Origin of the sequence: Polystyrenella longa, from assembly GCF_007750395.1 — a bacterium.
GTDB classification, from domain to species: domain Bacteria; phylum Planctomycetota; class Planctomycetia; order Planctomycetales; family Planctomycetaceae; genus Polystyrenella; species Polystyrenella longa.
Genome location: NZ_CP036281.1, coordinates 5,796,776 through 5,820,393 on the forward strand (window position 1 = coordinate 5,796,776; position 23,618 = coordinate 5,820,393).

At 52.3% G+C, this 23,618-nt stretch carries 17 protein-coding genes and 2 pseudogenes; 8 read left to right on the forward strand and 11 right to left on the reverse strand.

Translation table 11 applies throughout. The annotated features are described in order from the left end of the window. Positions 1–279 precede the first annotated feature (279 nt). The 3 genes from Pla110_RS21085 to Pla110_RS21095 all read right to left on the reverse strand — a co-directional run bounded on the left by Pla110_RS21085 (position 280) and on the right by Pla110_RS21095 (position 3,964). Entirely contained in the window at positions 280–1,344 is a 1,065-nt protein-coding gene (locus Pla110_RS21085) for a hypothetical protein (RefSeq protein WP_144998959.1), read from the reverse strand. Positions 1,345–1,350: 6 nt separating this feature from the next. Further along, complete coding sequence (locus Pla110_RS21090) at positions 1,351–2,643, reverse strand: MBL fold metallo-hydrolase (RefSeq protein WP_144998961.1); 1,293 nt, start codon at positions 2,641–2,643, stop codon at positions 1,351–1,353. A 280-nt stretch (positions 2,644–2,923) separates the two neighbouring features. Beyond that, positions 2,924–3,964, reverse strand: coding sequence for a helix-turn-helix transcriptional regulator (locus Pla110_RS21095; protein WP_144998963.1), 1,041 nt, complete (start codon positions 3,962–3,964; stop codon positions 2,924–2,926). Between the two features lie 224 nt (positions 3,965–4,188). Between Pla110_RS21095 and Pla110_RS21100 the strand changes: the two genes are divergently transcribed. Together Pla110_RS21100 and Pla110_RS21105 are read left to right on the forward strand one after the other, a co-directional pair. Beyond that, positions 4,189–6,468 (forward strand): AAA family ATPase, encoded by a 2,280-nt coding sequence (locus tag Pla110_RS21100; protein WP_144998965.1) that lies wholly within the window; start codon positions 4,189–4,191, stop codon positions 6,466–6,468. Further along, positions 6,465–7,775 carry an McrC family protein gene (locus tag Pla110_RS21105; protein WP_144998967.1) on the forward strand — a complete coding sequence of 437 codons (1,311 nt, stop codon included), beginning with the start codon at positions 6,465–6,467 and terminating at the stop codon, positions 7,773–7,775. The genes Pla110_RS21100 and Pla110_RS21105 overlap by 4 nt, the downstream gene beginning before the upstream one ends. Before the next feature lie 149 nt (positions 7,776–7,924). Here Pla110_RS21105 and Pla110_RS21110 read toward each other — a convergent pair. Further along, positions 7,925–8,116 (reverse strand): annotated as a pseudogene (locus Pla110_RS21110) (integrase core domain-containing protein); the annotation flags it as partial. Positions 8,117–8,183: 67 nt separating this feature from the next. Between Pla110_RS21110 and Pla110_RS22780 the strand changes: the two are divergent. Next, positions 8,184–8,345, forward strand: a complete 162-nt coding sequence (locus Pla110_RS22780) for a hypothetical protein (RefSeq protein WP_197440371.1) — start codon at positions 8,184–8,186, stop codon at positions 8,343–8,345. Between the two features lie 263 nt (positions 8,346–8,608). On the opposite strand, the gene Pla110_RS21115 is transcribed toward Pla110_RS22780, so the two are convergent. From Pla110_RS21115 to Pla110_RS21145, 7 genes and pseudogenes are all read right to left on the reverse strand, one after another. Next, positions 8,609–11,992 carry a DEAD/DEAH box helicase family protein gene (locus Pla110_RS21115; protein ID WP_144998969.1) on the reverse strand — a complete coding sequence of 1,128 codons (3,384 nt, stop codon included), beginning with the start codon at positions 11,990–11,992 and terminating at the stop codon, positions 8,609–8,611. Then, positions 11,989–12,771 (reverse strand): hypothetical protein, encoded by a 783-nt coding sequence (locus Pla110_RS21120; protein WP_144998971.1) that lies wholly within the window; start codon positions 12,769–12,771, stop codon positions 11,989–11,991. Before Pla110_RS21120 ends, Pla110_RS21115 begins: the two co-directional genes overlap by 4 nt. Before the next feature lie 146 nt (positions 12,772–12,917). Then, positions 12,918–14,075: a restriction endonuclease subunit S gene (locus Pla110_RS21125; protein ID WP_144998973.1), complete on the reverse strand. Its 1,158-nt coding sequence runs from the start codon at positions 14,073–14,075 to the stop codon at positions 12,918–12,920. After that, the gene (locus Pla110_RS21130; protein WP_144998975.1) at positions 14,072–15,556 is read right to left on the reverse strand and encodes a type I restriction-modification system subunit M; all 1,485 of its coding nucleotides are present in this window, start codon (positions 15,554–15,556) and stop codon (positions 14,072–14,074) included. The genes Pla110_RS21125 and Pla110_RS21130 overlap by 4 nt, the downstream gene beginning before the upstream one ends. A gap of 355 nt (positions 15,557–15,911) precedes the next feature. Beyond that, a pseudogene (locus Pla110_RS23225) lies at positions 15,912–16,024 on the reverse strand (N-6 DNA methylase); the annotation flags it as partial. A gap of 158 nt (positions 16,025–16,182) precedes the next feature. After that, entirely contained in the window at positions 16,183–17,097 is a 915-nt protein-coding gene (locus Pla110_RS21140) for a restriction endonuclease (RefSeq protein WP_144998977.1), read from the reverse strand. Positions 17,098–17,714: 617 nt separating this feature from the next. Continuing rightward, a complete protein-coding gene (locus Pla110_RS21145; RefSeq protein ID WP_144998979.1) occupies positions 17,715–18,566 on the reverse strand; it encodes a hypothetical protein in 852 nt (283 codons plus the stop codon). Between the two features lie 1,637 nt (positions 18,567–20,203). Between Pla110_RS21145 and Pla110_RS21150 the strand changes: the two genes are divergently transcribed. The 5 genes from Pla110_RS21150 (at position 20,204) to Pla110_RS21170 (ending at position 23,611) form a co-directional block, all read left to right on the forward strand. Continuing rightward, the gene (locus Pla110_RS21150) at positions 20,204–20,572 is read left to right on the forward strand and encodes a DUF1257 domain-containing protein (RefSeq protein ID WP_144998981.1); all 369 of its coding nucleotides are present in this window, start codon (positions 20,204–20,206) and stop codon (positions 20,570–20,572) included. Then, positions 20,569–20,760, forward strand: coding sequence for a DUF2997 domain-containing protein (locus Pla110_RS21155; protein ID WP_144998983.1), 192 nt, complete (start codon positions 20,569–20,571; stop codon positions 20,758–20,760). Before Pla110_RS21150 ends, Pla110_RS21155 begins: the two co-directional genes overlap by 4 nt. A gap of 56 nt (positions 20,761–20,816) precedes the next feature. Then, positions 20,817–22,289: an AAA family ATPase gene (locus Pla110_RS21160; protein ID WP_144998985.1), complete on the forward strand. Its 1,473-nt coding sequence runs from the start codon at positions 20,817–20,819 to the stop codon at positions 22,287–22,289. Positions 22,290–22,404: 115 nt separating this feature from the next. Continuing rightward, entirely contained in the window at positions 22,405–23,370 is a 966-nt protein-coding gene (locus tag Pla110_RS21165; protein WP_144998987.1) for a hypothetical protein, read from the forward strand. After that, positions 23,360–23,611, forward strand: a complete 252-nt coding sequence (locus tag Pla110_RS21170) for a hypothetical protein (protein ID WP_144999805.1) — start codon at positions 23,360–23,362, stop codon at positions 23,609–23,611. Before Pla110_RS21165 ends, Pla110_RS21170 begins: the two co-directional genes overlap by 11 nt. Positions 23,612–23,618: the final 7 nt, after the last annotated feature.

Sequence of the window (23,618 nt, forward strand, 5' to 3'; positions counted from 1 at the left end):
GGAAAAAAAGTACGGGAGAGCAAAGGTTCTTTCGAATGCTTAACGTCGGTTCGCACTGGTGGCAGGTCTTATCCAACCGGGATTTAAGTCCCAATAGGTGCCCACTCCTGGCGGAACCGACTCGCTGCCCGATAGCCGGGCCTACTTCTCTCCCGCACATGTATTGCTACTCCCTGTACCCCTGCGACGAAAAGTTCTCTGCGGTTCAGGGGTGTTTGGAGGGAATTGTGTGAAATAAATTGTTCAAGAATCACAGTGCTGGATACACTCAGATATCGATTAGTATTTGCTAACTCCGTTTACATCTATCAAATAGTTTACTCGAAGACTTCTAATATCTTGGGCTTGCTCTTTAGTCACAAATGAGAAAGCTATGTATTCCAACTGGTCAAAACTATCAAAGATCTCAAGACCGAGTTTTTCTATTTGGGGAGACCATCCTTTAATCGGTTTTCCCTTTTCCGATGCTGTCATCGCAAGATGAATACCGAGACTAGGCTTTTTCTTTGGGATTACTGCATTATCAACCAACGGCCTCAAAAGTGCTTTCTTGCTTCGGGCTATTCGTGTGATCATATCTCTCTTAGAATATATCGCGAGTGCGCCGCACAGAGCCTGAAGCAAAGCTTCGTCAATCTTTTGCGAATCTTTTGGAGCTTTGATCTCGAACACAGTAAAATATCCATTTTTCCGAACCGCCAAACCATCTGGTTTAATATAGTCAGAAAATCCTAGATTAAATTTATTGTCGAAACTCGACACCCCAAGGCTGAGTTCGTGCGAAATCAACGAGAAGTCAGTGTTCTTATTTTTAGTCTGGATGATATTTATTTTCTGTCGTTTACGTGAATTCTCCAGCAATTGCGATGACCATCCTACTCCAGTCTTTGCGTTGAATTTTGATTCAGCAGAGTCATTGTCCCAATGATTGAACTGAACTTTCTCTTTGATACACGAGAACTTTGATATCCACTTCTTAATTAATACTCGCTTATTTTTCACATGACGATATTCATCTTTGAATTTATCTTGCAGACGACATTCTTTGGTAGGACTGGCTAGTCCAGACTCAATATTCCGTTGTCCAATCTCTTCTCGCCAGTGTTTGTGTGATTTAACATCTATTCTGACATAGTAGTTGGCGAATTCCTGAAAGTTCTCTTCATGGGACAGTAACTCTTCAATTTCCTCAAGCGAATAATCACGAATCTTCTTGACCGAGTCCTTTGTGTAGTCGCGGAGGCATGTGCTATTACCTTTCTTCGTCAATAACAACCATGTCTTCGAGTTGATTTCAGGAATGTAGACCAGTCGCGTTCTTGGTATTCGTGGCTTTTTCTTCATGATTCTTTATACCTTCCACCATTCACCATCGTTCTTCAGTTCCACATTAACCGACAGTTGTGCAAACGCTTCGCGATCATCCAGGTGGATGGGGATGATGCGAGAGTCTGGAAATGCCGCGATGAATTGTTTCAGCTCGTCGACGGTCGCGTGGCCGGAGCTATGAATATGTGCCTGACGGACGCCCAGGGAGCGAAGGTTGTCGAGACGAGTGGCCTCTCGCTCCTGCTTGAGGTAACCTGACCAGAGCGACGTAATCAGCGTTGCCCCTTCTAGACAGCGAGCACTAATCAGTTCCTCAAACATGGAACTGCGGCACAGCATCACGTACTTGGAGGGTGTCTCTTCCAGGTGTTCCGGGTAAACGCGATAGGGGCTGTACTGATTGGAAATGTGGTACGCCTCGTTCTTTTTAATCTGACGACGCTGCGACCGAGGCAGATAAACAACAACGTCCTCTTTGCCGGGAACAGGAACGTCGTCTCGATTGACGGCGCGTAGAATCTCGGCCGTATACATGTCGAGCACCAGGGTGCGTCCGGTGATCCGACACGCTTCATAGACCGATACCACTCGGTCGACATTCTGACTCGAACACCAGACGAGACCCATGCCGGGCGTCCGTTTGAACTCTTCCGCCATCGCCAGAGCCACAGACTCTTCATCCGGGTAACGGAATTCCTGCAGGTGACCGACCTGGGTCCCTTCGCAGATCAGCACATCAATATCGGGAGGAGGATTCAGGACGAGGTCGCGAAAATAGTGTGCCCCGCGGCCATGGGCGCGTAGATCGCCACTATAAAAGATTCGCTTGCCCTCCACTTCGATCAGGAAGCAGTAGCTGTCGTGGGCGGAATGATCGATACGCAGCGGTGTGATAGTAAACGGCCCCGCTTTCAGCACGTCGCCCGCCGAGTAGGGATGAATGAGCCCTTCGCCCAGACCGGAGTGAGACGTAAAGAGCTGGCTATTATTAAGAATCCCCAGGCCTTCGGCCCCCATGTGCACCGAGATGGGTTGTCTGTCTTCTTCCTGAGTGATGAACGAGAGAAGACCGTAGTGGTCGGGGTGCGGGTGCGAGATGAAGATGCCGCACAGCGAGCCATCCTGATTCTGAAGATCTAGATCGGGTGGGATGACGACATGGTCGTCATCATTCAAGGGCAGCCCTACGTCCAACAGAATCCGTGCATCGGCCGTTCTAATTTCAACACAGTTACCGCCAATCTCATGGCAGCCCCGGTGAATACGGCAACGAACGATGGATGTAGAAACGGACGCAGAGGGAGTTGAATTCAAGAAGGGACCAGTTTCGTTAAGAGAGGATGCGAAGGCTGGTTATTTCCTGTAGTAGAACCGACAGGAGTAATCCAGCATACCGGGTGGGACGATATTTACTATCCAACGGAAGATACTAAATAATGGATCACCAGAAATATTCAGTTCAAAGAAATAGGAGCTGAAGTTCTATCGAACACTGGAATAATTATGCACGGTGAGACTGACAGCACTGGGTCCGTGCCAATTCTGTTTCTCATGTTTTTCTGAAAAAATATTTCCCGAAAGACATCCTCAGGAGCTAACCATCATCAGAGTGCATCTCTATGCCTAGCTTGAGCTGCTGACGAAAGAGGTCCCGTAGTTCTGCCGGTTGAATGATTTCGACACGACCGGTCCAACCCAGGATCCAGGTCAGGATCTCATCCAGCCCGTCGACAGTGAATGTAAAAGTGGCAGAGCCATCTGAGTGGCGTTTGATCTGTTGAGTCGTATGCCAGTTCGTCTCGGAAACGAGCAACGCCGCTTCCGGATCGAATTTGAGTTCCACTTCGTAACTGGTCTCGCCACGAAAGACGGCCCAGGCATTGCCGAGGTAATTATTGAGCTTGAAGTCCTCCGGAATTGAGGCGTTAAACTCGATCATCTTGAGCGACTTGAATCGCGCGACTCGATAGGTATGCGGTTTCGTCATCCCATCCGCGAGTCCCACGATATACCACGACTGCTTGATGAAACAGAGGCGATACGGTTCAATCTGCAGTTCAAAGTCCTTGTCCCGGTAAGGGGATCGATACAACCCGCGGATCTGTTTCCCCTTAAGTAATGCATGCTGCACGGAGCGAATCATGTCGTGGTGCTGACTGTGATCGGCCAGCTGCAACCCGAGGACTTCCACCAGCTCTCCCGCTTGGGCCAGTATTTCCTGCATTTCCTCATTCGTCGCCGCGAGGTTGATTGTCGTTGGCTCCGCTCCGTCGCTGATGTCGAGTCCGGGAACTTTGGTCGTCAGAGTCGCAATGGCCTGTCCCAGCATTTCCTCCGGCGTAAGGTTCACCACCGGAAAGACAAAGTCCGATCGCAGCCGATGACAACGTTCGCTCGCATCATAGAAGACGGGAATGCCCGCGAAATCCAATACTTTGAGATGTCGGCGAATCGTCCGCTCACTGCATTCAAACTCTTTGGCGAGTGCTGCGACATTCCATCGCCCATTCCCCCGCAGCAGGTTGAGTAATTTCAGAATATCCGCCAGCTTCGCCGCCTGCCGAATCCGTCGATCCGCATCGGAGATGTGGGGATTGGGGTCAGAGTCGAAGATATCTTTATCCTTTTTTGGCACGTTGGTATTCCTGATGAACGTGAAGGAGGACTAGTAAAACCGAATGTGTGGTTGTGAATATCTCTAATGCCGGACAACAGTAGGTCCGGCGGTAAAGATGTTTCCCATTTGCGATTAGAAATCTGTTCGTGAGACTGTTGTTCCTAATGCAAGTATGGTTTATATGAATACGACAATATTGCTAATAACACAACCAGTGATGCCTCTCCCGAAAGCAAAAGATCATGCTCACCGAAGATCAGAAAAAGCATATTCTTGAAAAGTACAATGAACTCACTGGGAAAGGGGCCCTCCCCACGCAGGAGGAATACGAGAAGAACTACCGTCACTTTCGGGACCGGTTTGCACCGGAGCGACTTGCAGCCCTTGATGGGGAAGAACTACTCAACGTGATGCATGACTCAAAGACTCAGGACAGCCTTGTGTACTGGCTTGAGTTCAAGAAGGACGAAGAGTTCAATAATCGGCTGTTCGGTGGGATCGGCGGCGGGAGCGCCATGAAATTCCGGCTGTTTCGCCGGAAAGAGACGGGAACCTGGCAGGGAGCGAACCAGTCGGGCAAACCCAAAGACATCACGTTGGAAGAGGCAATCTATATTGCCCGGCAGAATCGAGACCAGCTGCTCGCCGGTTGCAAACTTCTAGAAGCACTCCCCAAAGACGATGCTTCCGATGAGGTATTCCTTGAGTTACAGAAACGAATAGACGAGCAGTTGCCAGATGTCGCGCATCTTGCATGGGCGCATAAGTACTACAGTATCATCTATCCGGATAAGGTCGACAATTACCACAGTATCGAGTGGGAGCATTATATGCTGTTGAGGATGCTGCAACTTCCCCCTGAAGGCAACGGTCGCTTTCTATGTGCAGGACGTTTCATTTCCGCTGCTCAAGAAGTTGGTATTTCGATGAAGTACTTAACTGCGACGCTATATGAAGTCTACGGAGACCGCTATCGCTACTGGCGTGTCGGCACTCGTAATGACAAGACCAACACCAGTCATTGGGAAATGATGGAGAAAAATGACTATGTTGCCATCGGCTGGCCTGAACTGGGCGACCTTTCCTGGCTGGAGCCGAAGAAGGAGACCAGAGAGCGACTTCTCAACGAATTGCAGAAAGCTTTCCCTGATAAATCGGAAAGAAGCATTAAAATATCGTCCTCGCAGATTCGCAAGTTCATCCTGCAGATGAGCGAAGGAGATCTCGTCGTCGCTGCTGATGGCCAGCAGGTTCTCGGAATCGGAAAAGTAACAGGAGGTTACCAGTATCAGCCCGGGCTCGAATTCCCGAACCAGCGTCCCGTCGAATGGCTTAATCTGGAGAAATGGACGATGCCTCAGAAAAAAGAGGGATTAATGAGCACCGTTCGTGAACTTAAAAACCATAAGGAGAACCTCCGCGAGATCGAACGTCATATTCAAAAAGCCCCCACTATTATAGAACCCGATAACCGCATTCTACGGCGCATTCAGTCTGTACTGGAACGCAAAAGTCAGGTCATCCTGTATGGACCTCCGGGCACCGGCAAAACTTATTGGGCGATGATGGCCGCACGTGATCTCGCTGCGAAATCAACATACGGGAAACGATTGCATGAGTTGAATGACGCCGAGAAAGGTGTCATCGATGGCAATGAACAGACTGCTGGGCAAGCCCGAATCTGTTGCTTTCATCCAGCCTACGGTTACGAAGACTTCCTCGAAGGATTTCGCCCCACTACGATCAACGGACAAGTCAACTTCGAATTACGAGATGGCGTGTTCAAAGCCATCTGTAAAGAAGCCATTCAAAATAGTGAGCGCAACTATTATCTGATTGTGGATGAAATCAACCGGGGGGACATCCCGCGAATCTTTGGTGAGTTACTGACGACGCTGGAGAAAGACAAACGGGGAAAGAAGATCATTCTCCCCGTCAGCCAGGAACGCTTTGCTGTTCCACCCAATGTCTATCTCATTGGAACGATGAATACCGCGGATCGTTCGATTTCACTCCTGGACTCTGCACTTCGGCGTCGGTTCGGGTTTATCGAAATGATGCCCGACGGCTCTGTGCTTGCTGAGATGGCAATCAGAGGGCTCCCTCTCCGCGCCTGGTTCGAGGCACTCAATGACCGTATTCGTAAACACGCCGGTCGCGATGCCCGCAATCTCCAGATTGGTCACTCCTACTTAATGCAGGGAGGCAATCCACTCAAAGACTTCGCCAGTCTAAAGAGAGCCATCCGCGACGATATCATCCCCCTGCTTGAAGAATACTGCTACGAAGACTTTTCCACGTTGCGGGAGATACTGGGCAAACAATTGGTCGACGAGAACGAACAACAGATCAAACACGAATTGTTTGATGACGGTCAGGAAGAGAACCTTATCGCCGCTCTGCTCGATCCCTGTCCCGATATTATGTCCTCCACTGAGGCTGTCATTTCAGAACAGTCGGAAGAAGAAAATGACGATCTCGAAGACGACGATTCCACTGACGCGGAAACGAGTGCCGAATGAATGTATCACTCGCTGTGAAAATGGAGGAATGGCAATCGTGTGAACCGGAGCTGGAAAGTCCACTTCATGGACTGGCCTTGCGCGATCTCAATGCAGAAGCATCGGTTGTCGAAAAACTGAACAGTCAACGATTACTGAAACTGATTGAATTACGATCCGGCATCTCACTCCGTACATTTTCGTATGTAGGACGGCTCCAGATTGGCAATCTCAGGCTGACGATTCATCCGAAGATCAATGGGACCTCTTTGCTCCGTCTGCTCCGTTATGCTTATGGTTTTCGCAAACTGAAACTAATCTCTAACACAACGCATCTCACGGATGAATATGGATTTGAAGATCTGTTGATTGCACAGTTGCTCGTGGAAGCGGAAGAGTTAATCTCTCGTGGTCTCTCCCGGGCTTATCGGCGACAGGACGAACGACTTGCTTCACCTCGTGGCCGCATCAACTTGCAGCAGCTGGCGCGTGAGGCGGGGACAATCACGGCAACACTTCCCTGTCAGCATTTCCCGAGAGTCGAAGACATCCTGCTCAATCAAGTTCTGCTTGCCGGACTACAATTGGCGGCACGCATGGCGAGCTTGAAAGATCTTCGCCGCGAAGCTCATCGGTTGATGGCTCAATTTGACGAGCAGGTCACCCGGATTAATCTGAACGAGGTTCTGCTTGATCGGGCAGAGCATCAGCTCAATCGCATGACGACCGCCTACACCGCCTCACTCACAATTATCCGTACGCTTTATCAATCTCAAGGAATTCTGCTGGAAGGTACTCAATCGACGATTTCTCTACCCGGTTTCCTGTTTGATATGAACGCTTTCTTCCAGACACTCCTCTCCCGATTCCTGCGTGACCATCTACCCCAATATACTGTTCGGGATGAACATGGTCTCAAGGGGATGATGCGGTACCTTCCCAAATACAACCCACAGCACCGCCAGTCACCCACCCCGCGGCCTGACTTCGCCATATTCCAGAATGGCCAACTCTTGACGCTCTTGGATGCCAAATACCGGGACCTATGGGAGAAACCCCTTCCGCGCGAGATGCTCTACCAACTGACCGTCTACGCCATCAGTCAGCGACACCACCCCGCCAGTGCGATCCTCTATGCCACGACGAACCCCAATGCCCGCGAACAGCGTATTGAAATTACCGACCCAATTTATGACCACCACCTGGGTCAGGTCTCCTTGCGACCCGTCAATCTCAACCGACTGGAAGAACTAATCTCCAGCGAGACTATCGCCAGCAGGAGAGAATGCGAGGAGTTGGCTTGCAGGCTGGTCTTAGGAGACGCATAAAGTTCACTCGTTACTTGAGTGATCAATTGATTTTGAAATCCTTGTTCTTTTAATATTCTGGGAAAGAGATTATCCGAAGATAGAGAGCGAGCAAGATTCTAAAAGCGAACAACTGACCTGCCCCCCATGAATGACACCAGTCACATGACTTAGTGTTCGACTGTATCAGGCGGATAGAGCAGTTTCGTTTCGGGCACCGGCGCTCGATAGCCTAGGGAACTGTGTGGTCGGATCGTGTTGTATTCTTTTCGCCAACGCTCGATCAAAACTTTCGCTTCCAATAACGTATTGAAGATCTCACCATCAAGCAATTCGTCTCGCAGCTTGCCGTTGAACGATTCATGAGAAGTATGAAATCTGAGTGCCTGAGAAAGATGATCTTCTTCGGTCAGCACTCATTCGCACGCGATGAAGGAATACGTTTCTCACTATCACTCCGAACGAAATCACCAGGGATTGGATAATCAGTTGATTGAACCTGATGAAGAAGCCGGATGTATCGCAGGTAAGATCGAATGCCGAGAACGCTTCGGAGGGTTGCTCAAGTATTACTACCGCGACGCTACTTGAATCAGCCTAGAATAGATGTCGATCCTCGTGTTGTGATTCTCTGCTATCGTTGCGCTAGGATGGTTATATTCACGTTGAATCTGATAGCAGCGTTCAGGTCGCGAAACGAATCTCGTTCGAAATCCGCCACTCTCCAGAGATATAACCGATTGGAATCACTCGTTTTCAACGTCGGTTGAATATTTTTACGATACGGGATTGCGGTTATCAAATCCATAGTTTCGCCTTGTGTCTTCATTCAGAATCAGGTTTCCGCTTTCCCACTACGCACCAGTCTGCGGTTGCAATGATGACAGGGTTCGGAACAATGCGTTGATCACAGTCTCTTTGCCAGCGAATAACTTGTCGGGGCCGCCGGCGTGCAGGTTGCTAAATGGTGGTTCGTACAGAGCCGACGCATCCATCACTCCGCGGGCGGTGAGCTGGTCGATCACCAGTTCGACAAACCGGATTTGCTGCGGCGAGAGGCTGCGGTCGTTCAGGAACTGAGAGAACGCCGTCTGGGCCGCCGCGCGGTCCATGCCGACGAGGCTGCGGACGAAGTAGGCCAGTGAGGGAGCTTCACTCTTGGCGAGCAGGTCGGACAGCAACGTCTCGCCATCCTCTTCACCAATCTCAACGAGGGTCGCTTCCAGGGACTTCAGATCCTCTTCTGTTAACGGCTGGTTGATCCGCAGACGGTGAATCACCACATCGGTCAGGTGGTTACGCAGATAGTCGTTGACCTTCTTGGCGTATTGAGCACCGGTCATCTTCGGAATGACGATGGTCTGATCTTCCCGCACGCCGAGCACCTCGTCCTGGAAGTCGGTGTAGACGATCTTGCGTTTCTTCCTGTCGAGAAAGGGAACAAGTCCCCGCAGCCGTAACCGCAGGTCTTCCAGTACCGCCAGATTGATCCCCTCCCAGAAGCCGCTGTCCTGCACGGCGGCGAGAAACTCGAGCTGGGCGGCGACAGAGGGAATCGCCCCCTTCTCTTCCAACAGCATGGCGATCTCGATCACGCGCTGGCGATGCTTCTCGAATCCCCCCTCGTCGATCTGCACCAGAGCGAGTTGCATCCGGAGGGCCATCAGATCGAACAGACGCGACTCGATTTCATCAGTGGCGATCTCGGATGGCAATTCGGCCACCTCACTTTGCAGAGTTTCCCGATCGCTTTCGCTGAGATCGTCCCAGGCGTCGCGATTCTGAAACCGTTCCACCATCTCCAGGTGCATCCGCACTATGAAGTTCTCCCGGTTCATCGCCGCAACCTCGCCATGCAGGCCGTCGGCCAGCGAAGCCCGTAGCTCGGAATCCGGATCCAGTTCAAGGCTCTTCTGCACGTAGCCGAGCAGCACGACCCGGGCGCGGAATAGTCGGGTTCCCAGGGGGGCGCTGTTGCTGGAGTTGATCCCTTCGGGATTCTCTTTGAAGAAATCGAAGTTGAAGCAGAAGTCGAAGACCCGGAAGTCCTGCTTGTCGTCCTCCGGACCGAACAGGCCAGGACACAGACGCGTCCCGCGGCCGATCATCTGCCAGAACTTGATCTTGGAGTAGACCGGCTTGAAGAAGACCAGGTTGGCCACCTCGGGTACGTCGATCCCCGTATCCAGCATGTCCACCGAAATCGCGATGTGCGGGGCCTTCTCCTTCTGCGAGAAGTCATCGATCAGGCTTTGCGGGTACTTTGCATAGTTGTCGATGATGCGGGCGAAGTGACCGGCGTGGTGCGGATAGTGGTGGTTGAACCGCTCGTAAATGTAGGACGCGTGATCGTGATTCCGGGCGAAGATGATCGTCTTGGCCAGTCGGTCGCCCCCCTCCACCTTGTGACCATGCTCCATCAGGTACTGCAGCACCTTGTCCACCGTGTCCTGGTTGAACAGCCAGCTGTTGATCGCCGCCGCGTTCACCCGGTCCGGCAGCGTGCCCGGTTCCACGTCGTCTCCCCAGTCGAGACTCTCCCATTGCTCCTTCTCTTCGTCGGTCAGTTTATCGTAGTCGATCCCTTCCCGCGGGAACTTCATGTCGACCTGCTGCACGCGGGGCGGGACGAGAAAACCATCCGAGACCGCCTGCCCCAGTTCGTAGGCATCCGTCGGTACACCGGGCTCCAGGTCGAACAGGTCGTACGTGTTCTTGTCGACTTCCTCGCGGGGCGTGGCCGTCAGGCCGACCAGCAGCGAGTCGAAGTAGCGGAAGATTGCGCCGTATTTCTGGTAGACCGAGCGGTGGGCCTCGTCGATGATCACGAGGTCGAAGTGCCCTACTCCGAACCGGGCCTCGCCTCCTTTCGTCTGGTCGATCATTCCCATCATCGTGGGATAGGTGCAGACGTAAACCCGCCCCTCGGTCTCTTTCTCGGTCACCAGGTTCACCGGGCTCGACTCCGGCAGATGCGCCTTGAACGCGTTGCACGCCTGATTCACCAGGGAGACCCGGTCGGCCAGGAACAATGCCCGTTTCACCCAACCGGCCCGCTGCAGGACATCGACCAGGGCAATCGCCGTCCGGGTCTTACCCGTACCGGTCGCCATCACCAGCAGGGCTTTGCGACGCGCGTCGGTGAACTGCTTGAAGATGCTGCCGATGACTCGCTTCTGGTAGTACCGTCCCGCGATCTCGTCTTTCACCCCGGCCACGGCGAGTTCCTGCCGCTGCGATCTGCGGAGCATCAGACGGGAGAGCTCGTCCTTCTTGTAAAACCCCGCCACCTCTCGGGGGGGATAGGTTTTATCGTCCCACATCCAGGTCTTATAGCCGTTGGTGTAGAAGATGATCGGTCGCTGACCGTGCTTCTGCTCCAGGCAGTCGGCATACAGTTTCGCCTGCTGCTGACCGACCTCGGGATCGGCAGTCGTCCTCTTTGCTTCGACCACCGCCAGCGGCTTGCCGTCGTCCCCCCACAGGACATAATCAACGTAACCGGTCCCTTTGACGTTCGGCATGCCGGTGACTTCGTATTCCCGGTCGCGGGACTGGTCCAGAGGCCAGCCGGCCCGCCGCAGTTCGACATCGATCAGATACTGGCGGGTTTCCGCCTCGGCGTAATCGTGCGGGTCGGCCTGCTGTTCGGTGGCAGCACGGACTTCGGCCAGTTGCGCTCGCAGGGCCTGTAGTTCCGCATCGAGTTCAATGCGCTCCTGCTGCTGTTTGAGGGTCGCCTCGTTCTGCTCGGTCAGCTGCTTTTCGAGGGACTCCAGTTCTTTCCGGGGGACCACCTCACCGGTGGGGGGCGCTTTCGGCACCTGCTGATCACTCCAGGCCGTTTCCTGAGCCGCGGCGGCCGGTTTGTAGGTGCGGACCAGCCAGTGGCAGACGTGGTGTAGTTCCCGGACCACCTGCAGGGCGTCGTACTGGCGGACCGGTCGTTTATTATGGACAGCCTGGTTGCCCACCCTTTGAATCACTCGGGCCTTCTGAAAGACCGCCTCGGGCAGCAGGTTCTGGAAACTCGTGTTGTGCAGCAGTGCCCCGAGGTTCCGGTCATACGGCATCCGTAGCCCGGCATCGTGTTGATAGAGCCAGTGGACGATCGCCTCCAGCGTGAACCGCGCATGAAAACAGGCCGCGCGGGGATCCCCCATAATGTGACCTTCCGCCTTCGTGGCGGATTCCGCAATGGCTCGGAAGTCGTTCGGCAGGAAGGCGAAGTTGCTCATTCCGGATCTCTGTAAACAATGCTCAGGTCAATCTGGTCTGTCAAATAGGGGACGAAGCCCAGTAGCAAAATCGACACACCAATCATATCGCGCATATCAATGGCGCGTACGGCATTCGACCTGGTTCCCCCATGGCGAATCCCAGGGTAATCACAGGTAAACTTGTACAGGTTCTTCATCGCCTCGCAGAGGCTTGCGTGGGGCCAGGTTGTTAAGTCACTGCAGATGGCACCGATAGTTTGCTTCGAAGTATCAGGGTGTAAAGATGCAAGAGCTTCCAAGAGATTGACCTGTTTAACCATGCAACTCCGGATCCGGTTCGGTGTTGGGCCGGACCGCAAGTCCGAAATAGTCTCTTCGAAATCATCCATCAGCTCGTGAAGATGGGGATCTGTTTTGCATATCTCCTTGATACGCCGAACGAGCGAAGCACATATCCCAGGCAGGGTTGGGCACACTCTGCATGGTTGATGAATCTCATATCGCAAGCTGTACTTTTCAATGAAAGATTTCAGCAGGATCAAATACCGGGACGCCAGTAGTTCATCGAACTCACAGAACACGTCATATGCTCGCTCAAGGAAAAGAGTGGCGGCCGATTCCGATCGGAAATCCGTTGCATATATTTTTTCAAAAGACTCTGCTGCTCGGCTAGGATCACTTGCGATCTCTGCAAGGTTGATAGCGCGGCGGGAAACATTGCCTTCAGCGTCGTAAACGTCCGAGGTCAATTCATCTCGAAAAGATTTGAATGCCGCTCGATACAGGTCTGAAAACAAGTCATCGTGATGTTCATAATCTTCCGGAAACTCATACCCTGCGAGCAAGATACTCTGGTCGATTGGGAGTTCCATAGTGGGGTCGTGGGCGGGAAGCCAAATTTCTCGCCATGTCGCAGGCCAAACGGCCAACAATTCACCTCTCATCATATCTCCCCTTTGAATGCGCGGGATTGTAAAGAGGCGAAGAGGGCGTGCAGTTCGGCGAGGTGGGACCGCATCCGTGCCTTCTGCTGCTCGACCGTTTCGACGATTGTGGCGAAGCGACGTTGGAGATCAAGCGGCGGCACAATGATAGGAATACTGTTGCAGTTCGTTTTGTTCAGATACGGAAGGGTTGTCTGCGTCGCCCGTCGCTTCATCCACGGCTTTTGGAAAGGAAGGCAGAAAGTAAGAAACTGAGAGTTGATTCTTTCGCCGCATTGAAACGTATGCAGTTGTTGGTTAACAACTAAATCACAGCCAGCAATTGAAGAGATTCCAAGATCGCCAACGCAACTGATGATCACACTTCCTTTAGGTATGACCCTCGCTCGAACTTCATCAATTTCCTGCTCACTCAGGCCAATGACTTTTGGTGAGTGGGAGGTGACCGCTAAATCCATGAGATCATCAGTGGTGATCCATGGCGTTGTCCCAGTGAAAGATTTTGGTTTGTCACGCCCTGGTACAATACAGCCTGTTACATCGCCGACAGTGCATTCCTCCCACCCCATCGGATTGGTAGCAGGGTTGCCGAACATGTCGAGGAAGGTGGATTGGAGGAGGGCGTCGAGCTGGGCGATCGCCTCGCGGCGTTTGGCCCGCAAGGCGTCCGCCGCATCCAGAATCCCCGCAATCCGCTTCTGCTCGGCGAGCGGCGGGAGGGGGATTTCCAATGATTCAACGATCGCCTTCGAAATTTCTTTAAATGTTGCGCCTCGCCCTGCCTGCTCAACGCGCGTGCGGTTACACCGAAGCCACCAGTAAAGATAATCCGACGATACGGAAGTTTTTCTCGGAACCAGATTTTTGAATCCTTGGTTTGTACACACGGGCATTCTATTTATAGCAACCAGACCAATCGGTGCTCGCGAACTTAGCAAAATCGACCCTGCGGGAAGCATCTTGAGTGAGCAGCTCCGAAACCCGTCGGCAGTGATTTTGCGAGGCGTGTCATAAAGATATTTACCATCGTTATCACTGAGATCCTTGGGAGTCGCCCATGCTATGTCACCGTCCCAATATGCTGGCGTCCCTGTCTTGGGGGTCGCACCTGAGACTATCTCGCACACGTCGCCGAGCCTAGTTTGGGGCCAACTCATCCGATCATCCCCTCCATTTCCTTCCGTCCCTCGGCGATCTCCTCCTCCAGTTTCGCCAGCCGCTGGAGAATCTCCTGCGGAGGATCATGCTCGACCGCTTCGTATTCAACTTCCTTGTAGCGATTAATGGAGAGATCGTAGTCTTTACCGGCGATTTCGTCTTTCGGGACCAGAAAACTCGGCTCCGTCCGTTTCCGTTTTTTCTCCCCTGTTTGGTTCTGCCAGCGTTTGAGGATGTCGGGGAGGTTACTTTTGTCGGGTTCCGGTGTCCGTTTGTCGTCTCGTGAAAAACCATCGGACTGCATGTCGTAGAACCAGACGTGGTCGGTGCCGCCCGAGTTGGTCTTCGTGAAGATCAGAATCGCGGTCGAAACACCGGCGTACGGTTTGAAGACCCCCGACGGCATCGAGATCACCCCGTCGAGCTTCTGATCCTCAACCAGGATTTTCCGCAGCGCCTTGTGCGCCTTCGACGACCCGAACAGCACCCCGTCCGGCACAATCACCGCCGCCCGTCCCCCCGTCTGCAGCAGTCGCAGGAACAGGGCCAGGAACAGGAGCTCCGTCTTTTTCGTCTTGACGATCTGCTGCAGATCCTTGGCGGTCGACTCGTAGTCCAGACTGCCGGCAAAGGGAGGATTCGCGAGCAGGAGCGAGAACCGCTCGGCATCGTCCAGATCGGACTGGGCGAGCGAATCGCGATAGCGGATGTCGGGGTTTTCGACACCATGCAGGAGCATGTTCATGCTGCCGATACGAAGCATGGTGCTGTCAAAGTCGTAACCGTGGAACGTGCCCGAGTTGAACTTCCTCCGACTGGTTGCGGTCTTATAGATAGCGTCCCCGTGATGCTCTCGCAGGTATTCCGATGCCGCGATCAGGAAACCGGCCGTGCCACAGGCCGGGTCGCAGATCGTATCCTTCGGTGTCGGGGCGGTCATGTCCACCATCAACCGGATGATATGCCGCGGCGTCCGAAATTGTCCGTTCTGTCCCGCACTGGCAATCTTGCCGAGCATGTACTCGTACAGGTCCCCCTTCGTGTCGGCATCCGCCATGTCGATACTGTCAAGCTGGTCGACCACGTTCGCCAACACCCGCGGGGTCGGCATCATGAAGATAGCGTCCTTCATGTGGTGGGAGTAGGTCGAATCCCCCTCCTCTTCCGCACCCCCATTGCTGCCCAGGGTCTTGATGAAAGGAAAGACATCGTCCTTCACCGTAACATACATCGTCTCCGGAGCCGTCTCCTTGAACCGCGACCAGCGCAGGTGGTTCTGCTTCTTATTGAAGATCGGATCCTCAATCGGCTTGCCGGTACGATTAGATTTGTGTTCCTGCAATGTATGCAGCTCGTCCAACCGCTTGATGAACAGCAGATAGGTCAACTGCTCAATAACAGACAGCGGGTTCGAGATACCACCCGACCACATCGTGTTCCAGATGCTGTCAACTTTGGATTTCAATTCGCCAGTGATCATACGAGGGGTTTAAGTTTTCTATTAACTACATGGAAATAACACGGACTGCCACAACGCCCTACCCGGCCTTCCCGGGGAACAGCTGCTGGTAAAATACTCACAAACTCTACCATACCAGACACGCCCGCGAAAGCATCGCACGGGGCGGGTACAAGATCGGGAGTGGAGTCAACCTTCGTGAGAAAATCGAGAACCGCAGCAACGCATCGACAATGAAATCCTCCCCCTACAATTGGTGAGTACCTCCATCAACCCAATCAATCGCGTGCATGTTCCGAAAGTCCTGCCTACGCGGTCTACAATGCCTTCGCTACTGAGGCATCTTTCATGGTGGGCTCGAGCCCCTCATCGATTACCCCTCTTTCGGATCGAGAATCCGTACCATCATCAGGTTGACGACGCTCCGCGGGGTGTAGAGCTGCCCTGCTTTTTGATGGTCGCGTCTGCGAACTTCTTGATGAGGTACTCCTACGACTGCCCCAGGATATCGGACTGGGATCGTCTCGAGTAAATGAAGAGCGATCTTTTTGACGGACTCCTTTCAAGAAACGACCTCACGATCTGACAGAAATCCTCTGAACTTTGCAATCGATTACAAAATCATGACATCACCTCAGGCTTAGCAATCAAAGGTCTTCTGAATCAAAGTAATCGATATCAATCTTCTTTACCTGGTAACTACGGGCAATCGAGACACCGACATTGTGTTCGATCATCAACTGACAGAGCTGCAGACCATCAATTAGCACAATCTTACGTTCAATTCGATCAATGTAATCAAGAGCATCCTTTGAGAACTTGCCTGTCGTGATTAAGACACCTTTGCGAGCTCTGAACCCCTCCATGCTTCCCGCAAATGCCTGCACGAGAGGCCGACCAACAGTCCCCTGCCATCGCTTCGCCTGAATACAGACAAGATCGAGTCCCAGCTTGTCTTCTTTAATCACTCCATCGATACCACCATCCCCCGACTTTCCTAAAGCTTGGCCAGCATCCTTAACGGACCCTCCATACCCCATGGCCACCAGCAGGTCTACAACCAATTGCTCAAAGAACTGAGGAGAACAGCTCAGTGCTTTCTCCAGTAGATCACTCGCCAGAGAATCCCGGAGTAGTCTATCCGCAGTCTCCAATGCTTCTTCCGGAGTCTCATCGGAAGCAGAGTCTTCCTCCGCCGACTCATCAGTGGCAGTCGTCGAAGTCTGTTTAAATTCATTAAACGAATCGTACTGAGCCAGTACTGTGGTGTTGATCTCACCCGAGTGAGACTGAAGTAACTTCAGTCCTTCGTCAGTTATCTTCGAGACTCCTCTCACGGGGCTATCTACTAATCCTGCTTTTTTCAAATAGGTTTTAGCCCAGTGGGTACGATTCGAAATAATCGTCTGAGTATTACTGGGAAGGAGTTGCTGACGTTCTGCCGCAGTCAAAGTAAAGTGATCTGCGATCCGTTCCACGAGATCTCGCATACGATACGATTCCCCATCGGAAATCATCTCGAGTAAGGGACGCATGCATTTCTGGTAATTGGGTATGGCCATAATATCTTATGTGTTCTAGTCAGAGATATAGAATTCCAGAGCCTTCGTGACACACTGAATTTTGCAGAAATCGTCAATGTCGCTCAAGTTTTTTTATTTTCCTCGTTTTTTTCCAGCCACGTATTACTGCGTTAAATTGAACTTTCGACGGAGTGCACAAACGAATGAGGCTCCTGGGCAGGGAACTGTTTGCTATTAGAGGATATGACACTTAGAATCAGAGATCTAATCCTGATCCATTCTGATTCTAAGTGTCATATCCAAGGCACCTGGCGCCAAGCACCGTTTTTCATCTATTCTTCGATGCGCCCTCCCAAGTTCTGCTACCTGTGACCTGCCCATTGCGTTCTTCTAGAACTGCGTCAGGCATAAAGCAGCGAAACCGCAGTTGTCTTACTTATCCGCCGCTCACTCGGCTCTTTTAATACTGCGGAAACTGTCCGGCTATTTGCACCCATACGTTGTCACTCATCGAATAGGAAAAGTCTAAAGGAGACGTCCTTTCGCAAATGACCAATCAGTTTACCAAACTTGGCACAGTTCGAGAATCAACGGTAGACAGAGGGTGATTATAAAATGAGATTCTTGCACATGGATAGGAATCCGAATTCCTTACGTTACGTTGAAAGAACGAAACTCCATACCTGTTTTCTAATCACTAACTTTTGTAGTCGCTTGCAAAGTTCAGCCACCGCGTTTCGGGCGTCTTCGCGATGTTCTTTCCGGATCCAGAATAAGTATCTCAGGTCTTGCCAGGTGTTCTGGTCGATGTGATCCAGTAGCGGCGTCGGAGGACCGAACGGGCGGAACGTGATGCGACCACCAGGGATCTCTTGCAGGATCTTGTAGTCTTGCTTGCAGATGCGATCGTTGAAGTCCTCGTAGTCGAAGTCCGTCTTCAGGTCGAGCCAGTTCTCGACTCTTGCGAACGCCAGACAGTATTCGTCTTCGGCACCAGCAGGAACCGCGTTAGTCGCCGCTTTCACTTTGTCGAAGACAGACTTCACCATTTTTCGCATGTGGCAGAAGGGACAAAGTTTGTACTGACAGAAGTTCTTGTAGTCTCCATGCAATGCCGTCTTGATCGTCGGGCTAGGACACTTACCAACCTTGGCTCTAGTGCCGCCGAGCATTCTCACCAGATTCCAGATTTCATAGTACCGGCGAATCCAGTGAGTGTTGACACCTCTGAGACGCTGGGGCTCAGTCATCATCTTGCCGTGCTTGTTCGTCAGGGTCATGAAGTCCTCCCCCAGGAACGTGGCAAACGCTGAGTGATGATAGAGATTGGCTCTTTCGTTACTGATACAGTCGATCTTCTTGGCAGGGTCGTAGATCGTGTATGCCAGAGCATCGGGATTCTTGAGATACTTTCTCGCCTTACCGGGTTTCCTTTTCCACTCCGAATGCCACTCAGCTGGTTCGTAAGGATGGGGTTCAACAGGGTCTTTAATTTGAAATTCGTACATAGCTCTCTCCTTTCGAGGTAGTGTACATCGTCTTGCTAAAAAAGTTACGTCACAAAGTTGCACGTATCTGCATGCTGTATCCCATACTCATATCTTCGTATGGAATACTATATCTAGTTCTCATTCACTTCGTTCATTCGAACGTCTAACACTCCGCTTCGCTTAACTTATAACAGCGGCATTCTCGCTCCGCTCGGCGCCGCTGTGGAAAACCCCCAAAGTTAGGTCGCCAACCGTAAAAGGTGGAAGACCGGTTTTCGAGACGAGATTTGAGAACCTAGCCGAGCCCTGACACGAATCTAGCCGAAACTTTGACCTCGACACAGCTCACAGGCTCGCTGTCATGCGATCGCCACCTGAGACGACCACTCTATCGAGTTCAAAACCGGGACCTCACAGAGCGGCTCTGAGGAGTTTTTCATTCTGGACGATTTCAGACCCAAAAATAGTGTACGGAAGAGTAGTCAAATTCTCATTTTTTGAGGGTATACATTATAAATAACAAAAGACTTTTTCCCGGAGCCCCTGAAACGGGCTAATTTGGGCCAGATTTGACGCTGTACAAACTAGTGTAAATAATCTGCTACCTGGTTAGCCCGATTTGACGTAAGTATGATTAGACACCCTAAAAGTGGTGTTGTTTTAGCTGCATGTACACTTCACAGAAGATCACAATGAACAATATTTATTTTGAAGAATTCATGAGATTTTTGTTCACTTGAATCGATACCTTCTGGAGAGCCAGTGATGGCCGTGGTATCCGGGGTGTGGTACTTTCCCGTAAGTGGGCTCCTATGGTCGAGCATGCTCTGATTCCCAGGGACGGGTAGAGAGCCCACACCCAGGAGATATTGGGCTCTACATATTTCCCTCTCGCTATCTCCAGACGTAGTTCTAGCGGTTGGCTTTCCTACGCTAAGAAACGCCAAGTATCCTTAGCACTTCTCATAACGTCTCCCGAGAGCAATGACGCAGTTCTGTAGTCGGTCTTATCAGGAGCAATCACTCTTGTTAAATGGAGACCGCTGAGTAACCGTCCGAGCCTCCTCACAGGTCGATAATCCCATCGTTTTGAATCACGAATTTGCCTTATTTCGGTTCAGCAAATCGCTTTGAAGTTTTTTTTCAAAACTTGTGACTTTTCTCGAGTTGAAGAACGAAGCACAAGTTGGGTAATAGACTTAACCGGTGGCCTTGAGCGTCTTAGAAGGGGATCGTGATACACGACTGTGAAGAAAAAACGATGTTTATAACGAGATCAGCCCCTGAATACTTGACCTGAAAAAAACGTGTACGTTTTCCACTCCCGACCCAGACACACCACCATAATGCACTGTCTCACAACAAGTTATGAGTATTTTCAATGTTTTTATGGTTTGATTATTCGCTAACCTTTTTGATTCTCGATTCTGTTCCAGAGAATGTTTATTTTTCTTCCTCGTTCTAAACTTTTTCCGTCCCGCCACAGTACTTATTAGACATATTTGAACCTAAATAACGGTTCCATTTGTGTCATATAACATGCACCAGACACGCTAGCTATCAGCAGTTACTGATAGCTAAAAAAAACTCAAGGGAGCCCGAGTCATTCGATTCGGGCTCCCTTTTTTTATTCCTCACTTTACGAAAGGAACCTCATGTCCCACATCGTGCAGATCAAAACGGAAGTACGGGAACTGGCCTCCATTCAGGCCGCCTGTGTTCGTAACCGATTAACGGAGCCGGTACACGGAACCGTCCAGCTCTACAGCTCCGCAGCAACCGGGTGGCAGGTCCAGCTGCCCGACTGGAGATATCCCGTCGTTTGTCATACCGACACGGGCCAACTCAGCTACGACAACTACGAAGGACGCTGGGGTGACCCCGTGCACTTGAATTCCTTCCTCCAGTCGTACGCGGTGGAACAGACCCGCCGCATTGCTCGACGTCAGGGGTACTCCCTGACCGAACAGCGGTTGTCCGACGGGTCGGTCAAACTCCTACTGCAGACAGGAGGTGTCGCTTGAAACAGATAGAAATCATTGTCAGTCCGGAAGGGAGTTCCCGGGTTGTTTCCCGGGGTTACCAGGGAAGTGGTTGTCAGGAGGCGACCCGGCAACTGGAAGCTGCTCTCGGTAAACGACTGACCGAAACGTTAACTCCCGAGTTTTACTTAACCATCAGTAACCCGTCCGAAACGCAACAGCGGCAGTGAGCCAGTGCTTACGGTCGCTGTTCGTTTGGGACGGGTTCTTTTTTAAAGGAGAGTTCATGACACTCATTCACCTGCGAGAGTACATCGATGCCTGTTTTACCGGCATCTGGATTGAGACAGACGAACCGGACGAAGCGATTCAGGAAGTGCGGCAACTGTCTCAGACAGCCGACTGGACATTGTCTGTCTGGGATATTGCCAATGGCTTTGAAGCGAGTGACGGAAGCGAAGCGGCCGATCCTCTAGCTGCCCTGGATCTGTTCGGAACACATGCGTCCCACACCGGGACCAAACTGTTGATCCTGCGGAACTTTCATCGGTTCCTGGGATCCCCCGAACTGCTTCAGAAGTTGAGTCATCAGCTGACGACGGGCAAACACCAGCGGAACTTCGTGCTGATCGTCGCTCCGGTGGTTGATATCCCGGTGGAGCTCCGGAAACAGTTCCTGATCCTGCAGCACGAGTTGCCCACCCGGGAGAAGCTGCTGGAGATCGCGACTGAGATCGGGAGTCAACCGGGAGAGTTACCTGAAGGAGATGAACGGGAGCAACTGCTCGATGCCGCCAGTGGCCTGACTCGTCAGGAAGCGGAAGCGGCGTTTGCGTTGTCTCTCGTCCGGGAAGGGAAACTTTCCCCGGCGTCGCTGTGGGAACTCAAGACGAGTCAGCTCAAACAGAACGGGTTACTGGAACTTCATCGGGGTCAGGAACGGTTCGCTGACCTGGGAGGACTCAACACGTTGAAGGCGTTCTGCGAGCGTACCTTGCGGACTCGATCGGCTAATTCTCTGGCGAAACCAAAAGGAGTGCTCCTTCTGGGAGTTCCCGGCACAGGCAAAAGCCAGTTTGCCAAAGCCCTGGGCAATGAAACCGGACGTCCGACGCTGCAACTCGACATTGGTCGGTTGATGGGCAGCCTCGTGGGGGAATCTGAAAAGAACATCCGACAGGCGCTCTCCATTGCCGAAGCGATGGCCCCCTGCATTCTGTTCATTGACGAAATCGAAAAAGGGCTCAGCGGAGTTCAATCAGGCCAGGTCGGTGACAGTGGTGTCTCCACGCGATTGTTTGGTTACTTCCTGACCTGGCTCAACGACCATCAGTCCGACGTGTATGTGATTGCGACGTGCAATGACATCTCCCGGTTACCGCCGGAGTTCAGTCGGAGTGAGCGTTTCGATGGTCTGTTCTTTCTCGATCTACCGGTTCAATCCCAGCGGGAGCAGATTTGGTCCCAGTATCTGGAACGGTACCAGCTGGACGTCTCCCAGACTCTTCCAGATGATCAGGAGTGGACAGGAGCGGAGATCAAGTCCGCCTGCCGGTTGGCCGCTTTACTGGGGGTCTCAGTGACTGAGGCGGCAGAACATGTCGTTCCAGTCGCCCATACGGCCCGGGAAAAAGTGACGCAGTTACAGCAGTGGGCCAGTGGCCGCTGTCTGTCGGCCGAACTACCAGGGCTCTACCAGCAGAGGTCTGCTTCACAACGACGACGTGCCCGGCCTGAGGGGGATCCCGCTCTCAACTAATCTGCGTATGCCCTTCTGACTTATTCTCAATTAATTTCACACGACCCGCGATCGGTCTCTCTGTATCAGAGAGTACCGCTGGCGGGTTTTCTTTTGCCACTACGAAAGGAATTACATGATCAGTGTATCCTCAATCACCCCTCATTCCATTACCAACTCGGACGAACTGCGGACCCAAATGGGGGCGGTCCGGTTATCCGTTCACTGGCTGGGCACGAGCAAGACGCTCCCGGCATCCCAGCAGGCGGAAGCGGCGGCGACGTTCGGCGCCAGCCGGGAGTATCTCTCGGCCCGTAAGAAGCTGATTGATACGCGGCACCCCGCTTATCGTCAGGTGAGTTCCATCCGGACCCGGATCGTCTCTCTCTGGAAGGGAATGACCGTTCCCTACCCCGATCCCGGTATACGACTCATTCGTCGTGACCGAATTGAAGTCTTCGAATCGGAGGTGCAGCAACTCCAGGAGGAGCTGCAGACAGCCGTAGAGCAACTTGAACGAGAGTTCGGAGAACTCAAAATGATCGCGCGACAGCGGCTGGGAGAACTCTTCAACGAAGAAGACTACCCCAATCGGCTGGAGAACCTGTTCCGCATAGAGGTCGAGTACCCCAACGTCGAACCACCGAACTACCTGCAGCGGCTGAATCCGGAAGTTTACGAGGAAGAATGCCGCCGTATCGAAGCCCGGTTCGAAGAAGCGCTGGAACTGGCGGAAGAATCCTTTCTCCAGGAGTTCCAGCAACTGGTGACGCATCTCTCGGAGCGATTGTCGGGAGAGACCGATGGGAGACCTAAAGTCTTCCGCGACTCGGCCCTCACCAACCTGACTGAATTCCTGCAGCGATTTCGCCAGCTCAACATTCGTTCGAATGCCCAGCTGGAAGAGTTGATTGATGAAGTACAGGAAGTGACGTCCGGGCTCTCAGCTCATCACCTCCGAAGCGATCGCACGGTGCGGGAAACGGTCCGTGGTCAGTTGGAACAAGTGGGAGAAGTCTTGAGCGATCAGCTCGAACTCCGACCCCGGCGTCAGATTGTCCGCTCTCACTCCCGGGAGGAGGTGACGAGTGATGCAACTTAAAGTGCAACCGGACGGCACCATTCACACGCTGTATCAGGACGACATCGATCTTTCTTCTCTTGGCCAGACAGAGATCAAACGGGGCTCCCATGTGGAACCGAATGAGGACGCGCACTGGGTGGCCGACTTGGCTCCAGTACAGGGACCAGAGCTTGGTCCCTTTCTCAATCGGGCCGACGCTCTGAATGCGGAACATCGCTGGCTGGAAACGTTCTGGCTGCCCGCTGTGATCCGAATCTGAATTCACG